General features: G+C 45.5%; 17 protein-coding genes. 3 read left to right on the plus strand and 14 right to left on the minus strand.

The features are described 5' to 3' along the window. Positions 1-434 precede the first annotated feature (434 nt). On the minus strand, positions 435-1,154 hold the full coding sequence (locus AB6805_RS06185; RefSeq protein WP_370908580.1) for an NUDIX domain-containing protein: 720 nt from the start codon (positions 1,152-1,154) through the stop codon (positions 435-437). Between the two features lie 165 nt (positions 1,155-1,319). Between AB6805_RS06185 and ligA the strand changes: the two genes are divergently transcribed. Together ligA and AB6805_RS06195 are read left to right on the plus strand one after the other, a co-directional pair. Then, positions 1,320-3,428 (plus strand): NAD-dependent DNA ligase LigA, encoded by a 2,109-nt coding sequence (ligA, locus tag AB6805_RS06190; RefSeq protein ID WP_370908581.1) that lies wholly within the window; start codon positions 1,320-1,322, stop codon positions 3,426-3,428. A gap of 50 nt (positions 3,429-3,478) precedes the next feature. Further along, a complete protein-coding gene (locus tag AB6805_RS06195) occupies positions 3,479-3,916 on the plus strand; it encodes a nucleoside deaminase (protein ID WP_079471170.1) in 438 nt (145 codons plus the stop codon). On the opposite strand, the gene AB6805_RS06200 is transcribed toward AB6805_RS06195, so the two are convergent. From AB6805_RS06200 to AB6805_RS06210, 3 genes are all read right to left on the minus strand, one after another. Continuing rightward, the gene (locus AB6805_RS06200) at positions 3,917-4,846 is read right to left on the minus strand and encodes an SPFH domain-containing protein (RefSeq protein ID WP_142684834.1); all 930 of its coding nucleotides are present in this window, start codon (positions 4,844-4,846) and stop codon (positions 3,917-3,919) included. It lies immediately after the preceding gene. Positions 4,847-4,938: 92 nt separating this feature from the next. Further along, positions 4,939-5,148: a hypothetical protein gene (locus AB6805_RS06205; protein WP_370908582.1), complete on the minus strand. Its 210-nt coding sequence runs from the start codon at positions 5,146-5,148 to the stop codon at positions 4,939-4,941. Positions 5,149-5,269: 121 nt separating this feature from the next. Further along, positions 5,270-5,974 (minus strand): LuxR C-terminal-related transcriptional regulator, encoded by a 705-nt coding sequence (locus tag AB6805_RS06210; protein ID WP_370908583.1) that lies wholly within the window; start codon positions 5,972-5,974, stop codon positions 5,270-5,272. A gap of 284 nt (positions 5,975-6,258) precedes the next feature. Here AB6805_RS06210 and AB6805_RS06215 point away from each other — a divergent pair, with 284 nt between their 5' ends. Continuing rightward, positions 6,259-6,864 carry a superoxide dismutase gene (locus tag AB6805_RS06215; protein ID WP_370908584.1) on the plus strand — a complete coding sequence of 202 codons (606 nt, stop codon included), beginning with the start codon at positions 6,259-6,261 and terminating at the stop codon, positions 6,862-6,864. 81 nt (positions 6,865-6,945) lie between these two features. Here AB6805_RS06215 and AB6805_RS06220 read toward each other — a convergent pair whose 3' ends face one another. The 10 genes from AB6805_RS06220 to AB6805_RS06265 form a co-directional block, all read right to left on the minus strand. After that, positions 6,946-7,728, minus strand: coding sequence for a DUF1080 domain-containing protein (locus tag AB6805_RS06220; RefSeq protein ID WP_370908585.1), 783 nt, complete (start codon positions 7,726-7,728; stop codon positions 6,946-6,948). A 16-nt stretch (positions 7,729-7,744) separates the two neighbouring features. Continuing rightward, on the minus strand, positions 7,745-9,136 hold the full coding sequence (locus AB6805_RS06225; RefSeq protein WP_370908586.1) for a Gfo/Idh/MocA family protein: 1,392 nt from the start codon (positions 9,134-9,136) through the stop codon (positions 7,745-7,747). Positions 9,137-9,322: 186 nt separating this feature from the next. Beyond that, positions 9,323-10,996, minus strand: a complete 1,674-nt coding sequence (locus tag AB6805_RS06230) for a S41 family peptidase (protein ID WP_370908587.1) — start codon at positions 10,994-10,996, stop codon at positions 9,323-9,325. A gap of 51 nt (positions 10,997-11,047) precedes the next feature. Further along, on the minus strand, positions 11,048-11,278 hold the full coding sequence (gene yidD, locus AB6805_RS06235) for a membrane protein insertion efficiency factor YidD (RefSeq protein WP_079471177.1): 231 nt from the start codon (positions 11,276-11,278) through the stop codon (positions 11,048-11,050). Positions 11,279-11,371: 93 nt separating this feature from the next. Further along, entirely contained in the window at positions 11,372-11,764 is a 393-nt protein-coding gene (locus AB6805_RS06240) for a ribonuclease P protein component (protein ID WP_370909245.1), read from the minus strand. A gap of 13 nt (positions 11,765-11,777) precedes the next feature. Then, the gene (gene rpmH / locus AB6805_RS06245) at positions 11,778-11,933 is read right to left on the minus strand and encodes a 50S ribosomal protein L34 (RefSeq protein ID WP_012788729.1); all 156 of its coding nucleotides are present in this window, start codon (positions 11,931-11,933) and stop codon (positions 11,778-11,780) included. A 182-nt stretch (positions 11,934-12,115) separates the two neighbouring features. Then, complete coding sequence (locus AB6805_RS06250) at positions 12,116-12,625, minus strand: OmpH family outer membrane protein (RefSeq protein WP_079471179.1); 510 nt, start codon at positions 12,623-12,625, stop codon at positions 12,116-12,118. A 57-nt stretch (positions 12,626-12,682) separates the two neighbouring features. Next, the gene (locus tag AB6805_RS06255) at positions 12,683-13,198 is read right to left on the minus strand and encodes an OmpH family outer membrane protein (RefSeq protein WP_079471180.1); all 516 of its coding nucleotides are present in this window, start codon (positions 13,196-13,198) and stop codon (positions 12,683-12,685) included. Positions 13,199-13,262: 64 nt separating this feature from the next. Continuing rightward, positions 13,263-16,019, minus strand: coding sequence for an outer membrane protein assembly factor (locus tag AB6805_RS06260; protein ID WP_370908588.1), 2,757 nt, complete (start codon positions 16,017-16,019; stop codon positions 13,263-13,265). Then, positions 16,000-16,761 (minus strand): isoprenyl transferase, encoded by a 762-nt coding sequence (locus tag AB6805_RS06265; protein WP_370908589.1) that lies wholly within the window; start codon positions 16,759-16,761, stop codon positions 16,000-16,002. The genes AB6805_RS06260 and AB6805_RS06265 overlap by 20 nt, the downstream gene beginning before the upstream one ends. Positions 16,762-16,885: the final 124 nt, after the last annotated feature.

Consider the following 16,885-nt stretch of genomic DNA (forward strand, 5'->3'; position numbering starts at 1 on the left):
CTGTACATTACCTGTACAAGGGAAAGCATAAAGTAAGACACAAGGCATTAGTGCTTAGCGGTCTTTTGTTTCATAACGTGGAACTATAAAATCAAACGAATGATAAATGATTTATAGCTTTTCAAACTTATTAAATGGAATTTCTACATACGGAAATAAACAAACGAAAAATTGCTTTTGGCGAACAAGTTAAATTTTGGTTTTATAACGACTATTGTTTGCTTCTAAGATGTGTATATCTTACACAATCTTACTTAAAGTTTTGTTAAAAACCAACTTTTTTTTCTATTTAGATAGAAAATTAACCTGGCTGTTTTTTGACAGACACAGGCCATCGCAAATCCTTCGTGACAAAGGATTTCAACCTCATTCAAATTAACAGGAATACAAGAGAATGCAAAAGTGAAGGAGAAAAAAATATCAGACCGTCGCCATTAGAAGCCTATTCCAAGATAACGCTTCTTTCTTTGGTCATATTTGTCGAAATTGAATTTATAGAGCTTTGCCGGACGATGAGGTACATCTTCCTCTTCTTCATTCAAATCCATCAACAAATCCATCGACAAAAACTTCTTTCTGAAATTACGGCGGTCGAGTTCCATATCCAGGATAGCCTCGTACAGGTTCTGCAATTCGCGGAGAGAAAACTTACGTGGCAACAGGTTAAAGCCGATAGGCTGCACCAGCACCTGCTGTTTCAGCCGCTCATGGCAGGTATCCAGGATCTGCTTATGATCAAAGGCCATTTCACGCAGTTCCTTTACACTGTGCCAATGCAATTCGTTATTACTCATCTTCAATTCCACATGCTCAATATTCACCAGTGAATAGTAGGCCACGGTAATCACCCTGCCTGCGGGATGACGCTCCACCGCCCCAAAGGTTTGTACCTGCTCCATGTATACGTTATCCAGCCCGGTGCGCGCCTTCAGCACCCGGTAAGCTGCTTCATCCAGCTCTTCCTCCGGCCGTACAATATCGCCCAGCAACGACCACTTACCCTTAAACTCTTTGAGATCCGATTCTATCAACAGTACCTTCAACTCGTCGTTGTTGAACCCGAAAATGACGCAGTCGACAGAAATGGCTACCTTGAAATAATCCTTTATTTCAACAAGGTGCGTGTTGATGTTCTTGGTGTACATAGACATCATAAAGACGTGGAATTACAGTAAAACTCAGTTTATCAATAACACGCGGAACTATATCCAAATGAAAGAAAAAAATATCACATTTAAAACAAAAGTGCCCGGATTTTTTTCAACAGATATCTCTAACCTGAAAGATAAGTTTAAATTTACGGCTCAGTTATATCAATTATGTACACAAAGGAGATAGAAATAACCCTGACGCAGCTGGCCAAACAACTGCTCAGCCATTTAAAGCAGGAACAACTGCTGCAATCCATTGATGAAACCCTGGATGCCCTTCGCCGTGTAATCAGTTATAACGACTGGCGTTACTACGTGGAAAGTGAACCCGTGATCAGCGACTATGAATACGACCAGTTGTATGCCTGGCTGAAAAAACTCGAACTGGAAAATCCTGACCTCGTTACATCCGACTCCCCCACCCAGCGGGTAGCACAGGGCCTCACTAAAGAATTTATTACGGTACCTCACCTGGTACCCATGCTCAGCCTGGAAAACTCCTACAATGCAGACGACCTGCTGGACTGGGACCGTAAAGCACGCGAAAGCGCCCGCCTTACCGAAATTGAATATTGCGTTGAACCCAAGTTCGACGGCGCCAGCATTTCACTCATTTATGAAGACGACCGGCTGACTCGTGGCGCCACCCGTGGCGATGGCGTAGCAGGAGAAGACATCACCACCAATATCAAACAGATCCGCTCTATCCCGTTGTCTGCCTCCTTCTCAGAATATGGCATTCACCAGATAGAAATACGCGGGGAAGTACTCATTAATAAAAACACCTTCAAAGCCTTTAACGATAAACGTATTGCCGACAACCTGCCCCCGCTGGCCAACCCGCGCAATGCGGCCTCCGGCTCACTGCGGATGGTAGATCCCAGTGAAGTAGCCAAACGCGGACTGGAAGCCTTCCTGTATCACATGAGCTATCATAACATGAATACAGGAAAAACAGAACCGGATGCGCTCAAAACGCATAGCGGCACGCTGGAATTGTTATCTACTCTCGGTTTCCGCAGTCCTGCCAAAGAAAAGAAAGTAATAAAAGGCATACAGGGTGTTATCGACTACGTGTTGAAATTTGAAACCGAACGGGACAACCTGCCTTATGAAATAGATGGCATGGTAATCAAAGTAAACGACTATGACCTGCAGGACAGGCTGGGTATGACCACCCATCACCCACGCTGGGCCATCGCCTATAAATTTAAAGCACGGCAGGCCACCAGTAAGCTCCGCAGCGTGGAGTTCCAGGTGGGCCGTACCGGCTCTGTCACGCCCGTGGCAAAGATTGACCCCGTACCCATTGGTGGGGTAACCGTGGGATCCATTTCCCTTTTCAATGAGGAAGTAATTAAAGAGAAAGATCTCAAACTCGGGGATACCGTGCTGGTAGAAAGAGCCGGAGATGTAATTCCTTACATCGTGAAATCCGTAGCGGACCTGCGCGATGGCAGCGAACAGGAAATCGTTTTCCCTACCCGCTGCCCCGTATGTCATGATAAACTCGTAAAGCCGGAAGGCGAAGCCGTTTGGCGCTGCACCAATATCAACTGCGAAGCACAGGTGGTAGAAAGAATGATCCACTTCGTGAGCAAAGATGCCATGGATATTAAAAGCTTTGGCGAAAGTAATGTGCGCAAATTCTTTTTATTAGGACTCCTGAAAGATATACCCGGTATTTATGAATTGGATTTTGAGAAGATAGGCGCGCTGGAAGGCTTTGGTAAAAAATCACTGACCAACCTCCAATCCGCTATTGAGCAATCCAAAACGCAGCCGCTGCACCGCCTGATATTCGGGCTCGGCATCCGGTACGTTGGTGAAACTACCGCCAAAACACTGGCCAATGCAGTGAACCATATCATGGACCTGCAAAACTGGACAGAAGAACAGATCCTGGCGCTGGAAGATATCGGTCCTAAAGTAGCAGGCTCCATCCGGTTGTTCTTCGCCAACAACGATAACATCGAAATGCTGAACAAGCTGGCAGCACTGGGTATCAGCATGACCAATACGAAAAAGGAAGCGCATGCGCCGGGTCACCTCAACGGACAAACGTTTTTGTTTACCGGCACCCTTCATAAGCTGAAACGCACAGAGGCAGAGGAAATGGTAGAACAGGAAGGCGGTAAAATAGTGAGCGGCGTGAGCAGCAAACTCAACTACCTTGTAGTAGGCGATGATGCCGGCAGCAAACTGGAAAAGGCCAAGAAAATTAATACGATTAAGATCCTGTCGGAAGATGAATTCCTGGCAATGATCAACAAATAATTATCAGCCTTTGATTGCTTGCAATTAAAGGCTGAATACCAACAGCGGTTATGACAGACGAACATTTTATGCGGCAGGCGATGCAGGAAGCACGCAAGGCCTTTGAAGACGGAGAAGTGCCTATTGGCGCCGTAGTGGTATTAAACAACCGCATTATTGGCCGTGGCTATAATCATGTAGAAAGATTGAACGACTGTACCGCGCACGCAGAAATGATTGCGTTAACAGCTGCATTCAATACGCTCGGCAGTAAATACCTGATGGAAGCTACACTATATGTAACCGTAGAACCGTGCCTGATGTGTGCGGGAGCACTGTATTGGAGTAAGATAGGCAGGATTGTTTATGCAGCGGCAGATGACAAGAACAGCTACCGGAGAGCCACCGGTGACCGGTCCCCGTTTCATCCCAAAACAAAACTGGAGGCCGGCCCGTGCAGCGAAGAAAGTTTACAGCTGATGAAAACCTTCTTTGAACAAAGGAGATAATTATTTTTTGGTGGAATCCATCAGCTTATTCATACCCATCATTTGCTTCATGGTATGATCCATCCCTTCGGAAGAACCATCCAGGAAGATGACGTTTCCTTTTGAGTTTTCAGCAAAGTGTTTAATGGCTTCGGTCCACATGGAGAAGAGGATCACAGAGGTATCCAGGTTGGCCTGCTGCATTTCTTTGGCGGCCATACTCATACCCTTGGCTACTTCTTCACGGAACAGGGCCACACCCATACCACGCAGCTGGGCAGCCTGGCGTTCAGCTTCTGCTGCAATTTTAATAGCGTTACCATCTGCTTCCGCCGCTTTGGTTTTAGTGATCAGTAATGCCTGACCTTCATTTTCAGCAGCCGCTTTCAGGTTATTGGAAGCTACTACCTGCGCCATCGACTTCATGATCACCTCATCAAAAGTGATATCATTCATCTGCAGATCCAACAGGTGGAAGCCCCATTCTTCCAGGGTTTTGTCGATCTGTTCTTTTACGTGTTCCGTAATATCTTTACGCAGACCTAATACCTCCGCCTGTCTTTTAGTAGCTACAAATCCACGGATAGAGCCTTCAATGGTGCGCACCAACGCCTGCATGAAGCTTCTTTCATCCATAAATTTGAACGCCACGTTCTTCAGCGTTTCTTCTTCCTGGTTCCATACGGCATACAGCAGCATGGCTTTAAAGTACACATTCGCCTGGTCAATGGTGATAGCCTGGAATTCCAGTTCCACAGACCTGTTCTGGATGGATACCCTTTTAAATACCTTTTCAATGATGGGTATTTTCCAGTTCAGCCCGGGAAAAAGTACCCGGTTGTATTTCCCGAATATAGTGGTAACAGCAATGTTTCCCTGCTGCACCGTTACAAACGATGATAGTATGACGACTAAAGCCAGTACTATCAAAACGATCAAGATAACATTCATAGAATGATTGTTTAGGTAGGGTTTAGGCTGGTAAATATAATGAATTAAAGCCAACGGCAGATGTGGACGAAAACTGCGATTAGTCGCAGTCTCTATATTCTTTGTTTTCTTCTGAAATATATAAATACGTCGTCCAGCTCTATTTGTTTCAACTGGTACGCCAACCGTGTTCTCAGGTCCTCGGTTTCATCTTTTATCCTTCTGTATTGATCTTTAAGGATTTCGTAGCGGGCCACAATTTCTTCTGCGGTTGCAGATTCCTCCAGTTGTAAGATGTCAAATGCTCTTTCCTCGGTTATCATAGTAGTTATAGGGGTGTTTCAGATAGTAATCATCCCGGATGTTTAAAAAACACACGTAAATATTTAATCCACTAAATTAGTCGAGTTTGAAAAACGAGCAAATACCCAATGTTGGGTATTTTTATTCAAATCCTATCTTACGGGCAATGGCCACCAATTCTGAGGTGTTACGTACTTTCAGTTTCAGCCGGATATTTTTCCGGTGGGTTTCTACTGTATAACGGCTAAGGTTCAACGATTGGGCTATTTCCTTGTTGTTCAGTCCTTTTACGGCCATCCCCAACACATCTTTCTCCCGTGGGGTCAGTTTGTTGAAAAGGGTTTCATTTTGCCGGCGCATAATAGCAGCCAGCGCTTCAGACAGTTGGGCATTGGTATCAACAGCATTGGTAAGATCCAGGAAGGCACAGATGATTTCCACCACCCTTCCGTTTTTATCGTGCGTAAACGGCACTTCCAGCCCAAGCAACCACCGGTAATCAATTTCTCCTTTTTTGCGGATGCGGGCCAGTCCCCCAAATTGTGCTTTGTTATTAATAAACGATTGCTGTGCTACTGCAGCCAGCTTAAAGTCGTCGGGATGCATGATGTGCCGGAAAAATTCAATGCCCATACCCGTCATCTCATCAGCAGAAAAACCAACGGTTTCCGCGAGACGGTCATTGCACCACGTCACACTTTTATTATTGTTATCATAACTGTAAATCATGGCGGGTACATGATGTAAAACGCTTTCCAACCAATGGATACGATTTTTTAAATGCTCATTTTCCTTCTGTAAGGCATTGAGGGAAAAATGTAGCCCCGAGTCCGAGCCTGTCTGCATACTATAAGTTTTAAACAAACAATAGGTAAACAACTGCCAGGCGCACCTGAAAAATATGCCTGACGTTACGTTCTGTTAAACCGAGTATCCGTAAATATAAAATAATTTTCCATATGATCAAGCCCGGGCGCTGATTGATTTCACCTAATTAACAAGGTTGCCCGTTGATCACTAAACCGGTTATCTCATTAACTTAATAATTAAATGTCTAAATTTTAACGGATTGGCAGTAAATTTGGCGACTATCAAGAAATCATATTTTAAAACCCATAAAACTTTGAGTTATGGCATTTACACTTCCGAGCTTACCCTACGCACCAGACGCGTTAGAGCCGAATTTCGATAAACTGACAATGGAAATTCATCATGGTAAGCACCACCAGGCTTATGTAGACAATCTGAACAAAGCAGTAGCAGGCACAGAAAACGAGAACAAATCGCTGGAAGAACTGGTAGCTAATGCCGGTAAAATCAGCCCGGCTGTAAGAAACAATGGCGGTGGTCACTGGAATCACAGTTTCTTCTGGACCAGCCTGGCACCCAATGCCGGCGGCGCTCCAACCGGTAAACTGGCAGATGCTATCAACAGCACTTTTGGTTCTTTTGAAGCCTTCCAGGAAAAATTCAACACTGCCGGCGCTACCCGCTTCGGCTCCGGTTGGGCATGGTTAACCGTAAAAGATGGTAAACTGGAAGTTTCTTCCACACCTAACCAGGATAATCCACTGATGGATGTTGCTGAAGTAAAAGGCACTCCTATCCTCGGTGTAGACGTATGGGAACATGCTTACTACCTGAAATACCAGAACCGCCGTCCGGAATACCTGAAAGCATTCTGGAATGTGGTAGACTGGAACGCCATCAGCAAACGCTACGAAGCAGCTGTATAAGCTATCACCAGTTCATGGAACTGTATAAAAAAATCCCGTCAGGTAAACCTTGACGGGATTTTTATATGCTTGACCAATTGTTTATAGTTCCCTGATCTTTAAATTTTTGAACCATATTTCGCTGCCATGGTCCTGCAATGCGATATGGCCTTTTTTAGACATCCCGTAGCCTTTGGCATCCTTCCATTTGCCTTCCTCCTTGTGCTTCTTCCATTCAGGCGTCCACAGTTCGTAATCGGCCGTTTTCTTTCCATTCAGCCAATGCTCTACATGACCCTTGTTTACAATGATCTTGGTAGTGTTCCATTCGCCGATGGGATTCGCAGCATCTGCCAAAGGAGGATTCATGGCATAATTGGCGCCTGTTTTCTGCCAGGGCTCCAGCTTCTCCGGGAAATTTTTATCATCAATGATCTGATATTCCGGCCCACTCAACTGAGGGGTCTCAAATTCTTCCGATACCATATACATGATGCCGCTGTTGCCTTGCGGCGACAGCTTCCAGTCGGCCGTCAACTCAAAATTCTCAAACTGCTTATCGGTGATCAGGTTACCCCGTTTATCAGACTTGTCTGTTTTATTACCCAGGCAATGCAGAATCCCTTTCTCCGCCACCCAGGAGTCTGCCGGTTTATTTTTGTAAGTCCGCCAGCCTTCCAGCGTATGGCCGTTAAATAACAGTTGCCAGCCTGCTGCCTTTTCTGCTTCACTTAATACAGCTCCCGTAGAATCTGCAAGCGCAGTGCTTACAAGAGAATCCGCCACCGCAATGGCATTCTTGTTCTCGTTATTTACGGTATTACCTCCGCAAGACGCCGCCACAATAGTTATCACGGACAAGGCAGGAACCAAAAGGTGCTTCATATGTACACGTGTTTAATTACTTGTTCACTACTTTCAGATTCTTAGGATCCCAGTGGATGATCTTATTATCGAAATAGCTTTCGTTGCACAAGAGCGCCGGTGCAGCTGCACGGAAACCGAATGTAGGATCTTCCGCTACTTTACCGTTGGTCCGCATGGCGTTAAACAGGTTGTAGAAGTGATCGAAGTGCGCTCCTTTGTATCCTTTCTCTGCCTCATAGATCATCTTTTCAGGATCCAGCATGTTCGCACGGTGATAGGCATACGATTTTCCGTTGTTGGATGCAGCCGCATTGGCAGCAGCCAGCGGATCGTTTTCATCCACCTGTACATTATTGCGGAACAGCGTTACCTTATCCCATTCTACCGTCATGGAGCCTTCACTGCCCACCATGCGCAGGTAGTTGGTGCCACCGGTACCATCCACGAAGTTTACGCGGAGCGACAGATTAAACGCAGGGTGTATTTCCGTTTCCGGATAATCAAACATTCCCAGCATAATATCGGGTACTTCCCTGCCGTCTTTCCAGTAACGTAATCCGCCGGTGGCCATTACTTTATTGGGACCGAGTGAACCGGTTACCAGGTGCAGACTGGAAAACAGGTGAACGAACAGGTCGCCGGAAACGCCGGTGCCATAATCTTTATAATTACGCCAGCGGAAGAAACGCAATGGGTCAAAATCGCGCTTAGGCGCGTTTTTGAGGTAAGTGGTCCAATCTACTGTTTTAGTGGAGGCATCCGCAGGAATAGGATATTGCCATGCGCCGGTGGGCGACATACGAGCCCAGAAGCCTTCGGCATAATTAAGCTTACCGATAGCGCCATCTTTCAGGAGCTGCCTGGCTTTTTCATTACCCAGGGAACTCATACCCTGGCTACCTACCTGGTATACTACTTTTCCGTTGCGTTGCTGGGCTTCCACTACTGCGGGTCCTTCGCTGATATCATGTACCATTGGTTTTTCGCAATACACGGATTTGCCTTTATTCATGGCTGCCACGGAAATATCTTTATGCCAGAAATCCGGCACAGCGATGATCACGGCATCAATGTCTTTTCTCTCCAGGATTTCCTGGTAACTGCGGGTAGTGTAAATATCATTTCCCCATTTCTTTTTTGCATCTGCCAAACGGCCATCATACAAATCACAGGCGGCTATCAGCTTTACACCGGGCACGGTGATTGCCGTATTGGCATCTGCTGTTCCCATACCACCCGCGCCTATCAGCGCTATCTGTATCTGGTCGTTTGCACTGTATTTTTCTTTCAGGCGGGAAAGTGACTGAATGTTTCTTTGCTTATCAGCTGCGGTCAGGATACTTGGCAGCAGCGATGCTCCTACTACTCCTTTGGCAAATTTACTGATGAAACTCCGGCGAGAGTCTTCATTGGAATTTACTGGCATGATAACCCTTTTAGATTGAGAAATGATATAAGTTTATTATTCACTGGACTCTCAAAATATAATTATTCTCCCGGAATTCATAATTTATATGAGAATTGGAAAAGGAGGAATAATGAAGCCTGCAAACAAACTCCGGTGACAACCGGGCTTATTTGCAGGCTTCATTATTACCAGGGCTAAAAGCGGTTACTTCGCTGCGGTAAGCAACTGCTTATATTTTGACGGACTATGTAATAAATCGATGGCGGCATTTACATCATTATCCCACTCGAGCGACCTGATAATACGGCCTCTCTGCAAATAATAACGGTTCACGATTTCTTCTTCCAGTAACCGTTTTATTTCTGTTTTATTTTTCAGCAGATCCTGCTTTTTATCGTGTTTCATTTTCGTTTCAAGCGTTTCCAGTTCTTTAGCGATAGCATCATAATACTTTTCTTTTCTTGCGGTGCTTTTGAAAGAATCCAGGGCTTCTTCACTGCGCGTTTTGTAGCTGTAATCTTTGTTATCAAGATAGCGTTCAAAATCTTCAAAGTCGCTTTCAGACAGTGCAAAAGAGCCTGCAGCGGCTATTTTAGGATGGCCATAGTAATAGTTGGTGGCGTAGTCGAAAATAAATTGTTTACGGATGAGGGTAATGGCCACCTGGCTGATATAGGTGGGATCTACCTTTGCATCCGGTTCAATGCCGCCGCCGTCTTTTACGGCACGGCCGCCTGTGGTGGTAAATGATTTACGCAGGGAATCCGGTACATAATCCACGCTGCCATCATCATTACGGTGTGAGTAGTCGATGGCCTGGATACAGCGGCCACTTGGCGTATAATATTTAGCGGTAGTTACTTTCAGTTTGGTGTTGTAAGGCAGCTGGCGGGTGGTTTGCACCAGGCCTTTGCCGTAGGAGCGTTGTCCTATCACCAGGCCGCGGTCGAGGTCCTGTATGCTGCCGGCCACTATTTCGGCAGCAGAAGCGGAGGAGTGGTTGGTGAGCACGGTTAACGGAAGATGCAGGTCTACCGGCTGTTCGGATGTTTCGTAGTTGCGGTCCCAGTTCTTTACTTTTCCTTTGGTGCTGACGATGAGTTTATTTTTATCTACAAAGATGTTGGCGACTACAACGGCTTCATCCAATAATCCGCCGGGGTTGCCGCGAAGGTCGAGGATCAATCCTTTCAGCGCGGGGTTGGTTTGTTTCAGTTGTTGTACCGCCGTGCGTACCATGGCGCCGCTGTTCTCTGTGAACTGGGTCATTTTGATATAGCCGATATCATTTTTCAGGATGCCGGCATAGCTCACCGCTTTTACATTAATTTCTTCGCGGATGATTTTTTTCGGGGTTTCCACGCCGGTTACCGGGTTGCGGAACACCATATCCAACGGGGTACCGGCAGCGCCTTTAAGCTGCCTGCTGATTTCTTCCTGGGCTACATTTTTACTGGACTTGCCATCCATGCTCACGATGATATCGCCAGGTTTTACGCCGGCCCTGTCCATCGGGCTGCCTTCATATACATCGGTGATGGCGGTCCATTCGCCGCTGGTATTAATAGAGGCGCCTACCCCGCCATATTTGCCGGTAGCCATGAATTTAAGATCGTCCAGGTTTTCTTCGGAAACGAAATCAGTAAAAGGATCGGTTTCCTCCAGCATGGCTTCAATGCCTTTCCGCATCACCTTTTCAGGAGGAAGGTCATCTACGTAATACGTGTTCAGTTCCCGGTAGAAAGCGGCGAATATGTCCAGGTTTTTGGCAATCTGGAAATATTTATCGTTTTCATTGAAAGCGAAGATCCCTGCTGTAGTAATAACCAGGAGCAGGACTGCTGTCAGTTTCCTTCTTTTATTAAAAAACGCACGCATGCAACGAGTGTATAAGATGAAAGATATTAGTTGGCAACCGGTGGTGATTATTTATGGCACCGGATCATATCCGTGTCCACCCCAGGGGTGACACGACAAGATACGCTTTATGGTGAGATAGCCACCTTTGAAAGGGCCATATTTTTTAAATGCTTCCAGCCCGTATTGTGAACAGGTGGGGGTATAACGGCATTTACTGCCCAGGAGGGGCGAGATAAACCATTGATAAATTTTTATCAGGAAGATAAAAGGGAAACTAAGCCAGCGCACAACACGATTCATAAGCAGCTTTTAGCAGTAAAAAATAAGCGGAGCATTTAACAGCATGTTGAATGCCGGGTTTGCTGCAATCAGCTAAAAGCTAACCACTGAGTGCTAAATACTGGTTTGCAGCTTCTTTAAAATTACCGAAATTTTGTCTTTCAGGGTAGAAAAACCGGCGATTTTTTTGTCGGTGTAGATGAGGAAAACGGCGATCTGTCTTGATTCGGACCGGAGATGGTCGTAGAGTTCCTGCTTTTGGAGGCGCCAGGCCTCCCGGCCCAGGCGTTTGATGCGGTTACGGTCTACCGCATGGGGAAACCGGCGGGTAGCGGCGCTAAAGCCTACCTGCACGGGGTATTTACCCGGTTCTTTCAACGGCATGTAAACAACCCGGTAGGGAAAAACAGAAAACGCTTTTCCTTCACGAAAAAGCGTTTCAATAAGTTTTCTGCTTTTTAACCTTTCTTCCTTTGTAAAAGAATAAGTTTTTATGGCAAATAGTATTTAGCTACTATAATCATTTCAGCTTACGCTCGTCAGAAACAGTCAGCTTCTTACGACCTTTTGCTCTACGGGAAGCCAATACCTTACGGCCATTAGCAGTTTCCATTCTCTTTCTGAAGCCGTGAACGCTCTTTCTGCGTCTGTTATGCGGTTGAAAAGTACGTTTCATTTCTTTTTTTTGTTTTTACCTGTACTATACTAAAACTCCCGTGTTAAAGGATTGTGGTTTTTAAAACGGAAGGCAAAGGTAGCAGAAAATATTTGAAAAGTAAAATTAAAATACGAATTCTTAAATGTAAAGGTGGAATGCAGTTTTCACCACATTCCACCTTTAAGTATTAAAAATATTAACTATTTAACTCCCAGTTTAGTCTTTACAGCAGCCAGGATATCGTCTGCAGCAGGAGAAACCAGCAGCATACCGGCAGAGCTGTCGATTACGTAGTTGTAACCTTTTTCCTTTGCCACATCTTCAATTGCCTTACGGGCTTTATCGTAGATGGGTTTCAGCAGCTCCTGTTGTTTAGCCTGTACTTTCTGTTCAGCGCCTTCACGGTAGTCCTGGATACGTTTCTGTGCGTCCTGGATTTCACGGCCTTTGATTTCTTTCATATTGTCGGTCATAGTGGCCGCTTTATCATCGAATTCCTTCATTTTCTTCGTATACTCATCTACCAGTGCTTTACCATCACCTTCCAGTCCTTGTGCAAAAGTTTGCAGATCAGTTTCTGCCTTTTTAGCTTCTGGCATGCTTGCTACCAGTGCCTGTGCATTGATATGCGCTACTTTGGATTGTGCCATTGCATTCACGCTGAACAAACCGGTAACCGCCACAAAAGCAATAATTACGTACTTCTTCATGATGTTGTCTGTGTTTAAAAAAATTTAAATACTTATAGTTAAAAAATAGGTACGGGTTTATTTCTTGACTCCCAAAGATTTCAGGATTTCTTCGCTTTTATCCAGCTTTGGATCAGAAAATATAACGGTGGCGCCTGCAGCCTTATCCAGTACAAAATCATACATCCTGCCGGCAGAAAGCTTCTGCACTGCATTATAGATCTTATCCTGAATGGGCTTTACCAGTTCTTCCCTTTTTTTGAAAAGATCACCTTCGTAACCGAAACGCTTCTTCTGCAAATCCTTTGCCTCTTTTTCCCGGGCTACTATTTCATCCTCCCGCTTACGTTTCAATTCCTCGGTGAGCATTACCTGTTCTGCCTGGTAAGACTTATACATCTTATCCACTTCCTGGAACTTAGCGTCAATTTCCTTCTGCCATTGCTCCGCAACTGCATCCAGCTTTTTCTGTGACTCCTTGTATTCCGGAATGCTTTCCAGGATATATTTTGTATCTATCACGCAATAGCGCTGTGCACTTGCTGCACCGCCCATAGCCAGCACAATGGCGGCTGTAATAAATAATTTCTTCATGCTACAATAATTTTTCGCAAAACCAAATGACGGTTAAACTTGCAATATATAATTATTTTCCACATTATTCTGGTTCGAAGCCGAGCATAAATGTAAACTTAGCAGCGTCTTTCAAACCACCCCCTGGCTGCAGACGGTCAAACCCGATACCATAGTCAAATCCAAGCAATCCAAACATCGGCAGGTAGAAACGCATACCGATACCGGCAGAACGGCGTAATCTGAACGGGTTGTATTCATTCAGGTCTTTATAACCGTTAGCTGCTTCCAGGAACGCCAAACCAAAGATGGTGGAGCTGGGATTCAAACTGAACGGATACCGCAGTTCCATCACGTACTTATTAAATACGGTGAAGCCGGAATAGTTGGCAGGCTGACCGTTTTCAGGATTGATGCTCGGATCGGAAGTATAATACACCGGGTAACCTCTCTGGGAGATGATATCACGGTCGTAGATCGCGAAGTTACTCAAACCATCACCACCCATTTCAAACCTGCCGAAAGGCGACAGGGTTGTACGGTTGTTGTAACGGCCGATATAACCAAATTTCGCAGCTACTTTCAATACAAATGTTTTGTTATCGCTACCCATCGGACGGCTCAAAGGCACGTACCATTCTGCGTTAAAGCGGTATTTCTGGTATTCAATAAATTTAAACTGCTCAGAAGCCGGCTCTTTGGAGTAATCCTTGTCGGGATTAAACAGGGAATATGGCGGCGTATACTGCGCAGATACCATGAAGTTGGAACCACTGCGCGGGAAGATCTGCTGATCCACAGAAGAACGCGACAACGTCAGCTTGATGTTAACGTTATTGGAAGTACCGCTTTCAAATCCGGGAATACCAAAGTAGTTATAGTTCTTCAGCTTATACTGCTGATAGTTCACGGAATAGATCAGGGTGAAATAATCATCCGGCCATTTCAGCTGTTTACCCAGTGATACAGAGGCGCCTAACACTTTAAAGTGACCATTTGTAGAAGTAGTGGTATCGCCCGGCAGCTTATAATAATCGTTGTATGCGTATGGGTTCTGGTAACTGCTGTAGAGACTTACAGAGAACTGGTTCCTTTTTTTACCTCCCAGCCACGGTTCCGTGAAGGAGAAGTTATAGGAACGGTAAGCTTTACCATTGGAAGATACACGTACAGACAATTTCTGTCCGTCGCCACTTGGCAATGGATCCCAGGTTTCTTTTTTGAAGATATTACGCAGGGAGAAGTTATTGAAGGTAACGCCGAGGGTACCGGTTAAACCGATATAACCACCCCAACCTGCCGACAGTTCCAGCTGGTCATTGGCTTTTTCTTCCACGGTATAATCAATATCCACGGTACCATCCTGTACGTTCGGCACCGGGTTCATGCCGATCTTTTCCGGGTTGAAGAAGCCGAGGTTGGCGATTTCACGGTTAGAACGGATCAGATCCTGGCGGCTGAATTTTTCACCCGGGATAGTGCGCAGTTCACGGCGGATAACGTGTTCGTTGGTTTTTTCGTTACCGGCTATACGTACTTCCTTGATGGTTGCCTGTGGTCCTTCACGTAAACGGATTTCGTAATCAATGGTATCGCCGCGGATACCAACTTCCACCGGGTCAATCTGGAAGAAAAGATAGCCATAGTCCATGTAGTAGCCGCTGATATCGCCGCCTTCCTGTGACATTTGTTTACCGATTCTTTTTTCCAGCAGTTCCAGGTTATAGATATCTCCTTTTTTGATACCCAGGATACGGGTCAGTACGGAATCGGAATAACGGGTATTTCCTTTCCAGGTAATATCCCCGAAATAATATTTTTTACCCTCAGAGATCTGCATATCCACATTCAGATTCTGTGAGTGGGTTTTATAGGTGGTATCTCTTACAATCACCGCATCACGATAACCTTTAGAGTTATAGAGCCCGATCACTTTACCTTTATCCTCGAAGTATTTGTTTTCGTTGAATTTAGCAGAGCTGAACAGTTTAAAGCGGAAATAAGGGTCCAGTTTCTCAAATGCGCGGGTGGGTTGCAGGAAGCCATAGGTTTGCCAGAAATCATCCGGTTGGGCCAGGGAATCCACGTACACCTGTTCCAGATCCGGGTGAAGCGTGAAGCGGGAACGCTCTTTGGTTCCTTTCATCTTCTTCTTGATCTTGGAATCGGCTATACTTTCATTACCTACGATGTTGATATCCTGGATACGTACCTTACTACCTTTGGTAACATTAAAGATCAGGTGTTTGGAGTTCACCTGGCCGGTATCCCCTCTTTCCTCGATTTTAACGGTAGCATTTCCGAATCCTTTATCTGCATAAAATTTATGTACTACCCCGATTACGTTTTGTTTCAGGGCCTGTGTGATCACATTTCCTTTACGTAAGCCGGCTTTGGTGGTAATATCGTCTGCTTCTGTTTTTTTGATTCCCCTGAAAACGAAGGAGGACATGCGGGGCATTTCCGTTAATCCTATTTCCAGCCAGATTTTATTGTCTTCTATCTTGGTTACATAAATGGTTACGTCGGCAAACAGTCTTTGTGACCAGAGACTCTGGATTGCTTTTGTAAACTGGTCACCGCCGGGATAAGTAACCTTATCGCCCACAGTGAGGCCGGAAAGCGACAGCAGCAGTGATTTATCCAGGTATTGTGTACCGGCAACGGTGATATCGGCAATTTCATACTGTTGCGGAATACCTGTGTTGATAGGAGAAACGGCCGGCGGATTAGCAGGGGGCTGCGTAGGAGGCACGGTATCTTTTTGCTGAGCGGATACACGAATGCCTGCACTGCAACATAATGCTATAGCCAGAAGGCCCTTAGGAAATAATTTCTTCATTCTGCTGAATTTGTTCGCTTGTTTTGCCAAAGCGCCGTTCTCTGGTTTGGTAATTTAAGATGGCTTGGTAAAGATGTTCATTGCGGAAGTCCGGCCAGCGGGTATCTGTAAAATACAGTTCCGCATAGGCCAGTTGATATAGTAGGAAGTTACTGATCCGGCACTCTCCACTGGTACGAATCATTAATTCAGGGTCCGGCAGGCCGGCGGTACAGAGATATTTTTCCCATACCTCTGGCGTCACAGCTACCGGGTCCAGGGCTCCGCTTTTCACATCCAGGGCTATTTTCCTGGCTGCATTCACGATTTCCCACCTTGCACTGTAGCTAAGAGCCATAATGAGATTGAGGCCGGTATTCTGGCTGGTAAGGGCAATGGCCTCCTCCATTTCCCGCTGGCATTGGGGAGGTAACATTCCCATGTCGCCTATTACGCTCAGCCGGATATTATTTTTCGATAACGTATTCACTTCCATGCGGATAGTGTTTACGAGTAGTTCCATAATGCCATTAACTTCATAAACCGGGCGGTCCCAGTTTTCAGTAGAAAACGCGTATAGGGTCAGATAACCTATTCCCAGTTCTGCACAGGTCGTCACTATATTACGCACACTTTCTACCCCTTCGTGGTGCCCGTACAGCCTGTCTTGTCCCCGCTCCTTTGCCCAACGGCCGTTCCCGTCCATAATAATGGCTATATGGCACGGCAACCGTTGTAAGTCCAATTTTTCCTTCAAGCTCATTTGTGTCAGGCGTATTATAACAGATTATAACAGATTTACTAAAAGGGTGCAAAGATACAAAAATAGAGTAATGACTTTTTTGGCAAAGCCTAAGAAGGTGTTTTAACGTAGTTTTAACAGCGAA

The organism is Chitinophaga sp. RCC_12 (assembly GCF_041360695.1).
Classification (GTDB): Bacteria; Bacteroidota; Bacteroidia; order Chitinophagales; family Chitinophagaceae; genus Chitinophaga.

Bases quoted from the DNA above. Each gene is read 5' to 3' on its own strand.
- AB6805_RS06260 (WP_370908588.1), bottom strand. From the start codon at position 16,019: ATGAAGAAATTATTTCCTAAGGGCCTTCTGGCTATAGCATTATGTTGC.
- AB6805_RS06225 (WP_370908586.1), bottom strand. From the start codon at position 9,136: ATGCCAGTAAATTCCAATGAAGACTCTCGCCGGAGTTTCATCAGTAAA.
- AB6805_RS06185 (WP_370908580.1), bottom strand. From the start codon at position 1,154: ATGATGTCTATGTACACCAAGAACATCAACACGCACCTTGTTGAAATA.
- AB6805_RS06250 (WP_079471179.1), bottom strand. From the start codon at position 12,625: ATGAAGAAGTACGTAATTATTGCTTTTGTGGCGGTTACCGGTTTGTTC.
- AB6805_RS06205 (WP_370908582.1), bottom strand. From the start codon at position 5,148: ATGATAACCGAGGAAAGAGCATTTGACATCTTACAACTGGAGGAATCT.
- rpmH (WP_012788729.1), bottom strand. From the start codon at position 11,933: ATGAAACGTACTTTTCAACCGCATAACAGACGCAGAAAGAGCGTTCAC.
- AB6805_RS06230 (WP_370908587.1), bottom strand. From the start codon at position 10,996: ATGCGTGCGTTTTTTAATAAAAGAAGGAAACTGACAGCAGTCCTGCTC.
- ligA (WP_370908581.1), top strand. From the start codon at position 1,320: ATGTACACAAAGGAGATAGAAATAACCCTGACGCAGCTGGCCAAACAA.
- AB6805_RS06215 (WP_370908584.1), top strand. From the start codon at position 6,259: ATGGCATTTACACTTCCGAGCTTACCCTACGCACCAGACGCGTTAGAG.
- AB6805_RS06195 (WP_079471170.1), top strand. From the start codon at position 3,479: ATGACAGACGAACATTTTATGCGGCAGGCGATGCAGGAAGCACGCAAG.
- AB6805_RS06200 (WP_142684834.1), bottom strand. From the start codon at position 4,846: ATGAATGTTATCTTGATCGTTTTGATAGTACTGGCTTTAGTCGTCATA.
- AB6805_RS06220 (WP_370908585.1), bottom strand. From the start codon at position 7,728: ATGAAGCACCTTTTGGTTCCTGCCTTGTCCGTGATAACTATTGTGGCG.
- yidD (WP_079471177.1), bottom strand. From the start codon at position 11,278: ATGAATCGTGTTGTGCGCTGGCTTAGTTTCCCTTTTATCTTCCTGATA.
- AB6805_RS06210 (WP_370908583.1), bottom strand. From the start codon at position 5,974: ATGCAGACAGGCTCGGACTCGGGGCTACATTTTTCCCTCAATGCCTTA.
- AB6805_RS06255 (WP_079471180.1), bottom strand. From the start codon at position 13,198: ATGAAGAAATTATTTATTACAGCCGCCATTGTGCTGGCTATGGGCGGT.
- AB6805_RS06265 (WP_370908589.1), bottom strand. From the start codon at position 16,761: ATGAGCTTGAAGGAAAAATTGGACTTACAACGGTTGCCGTGCCATATA.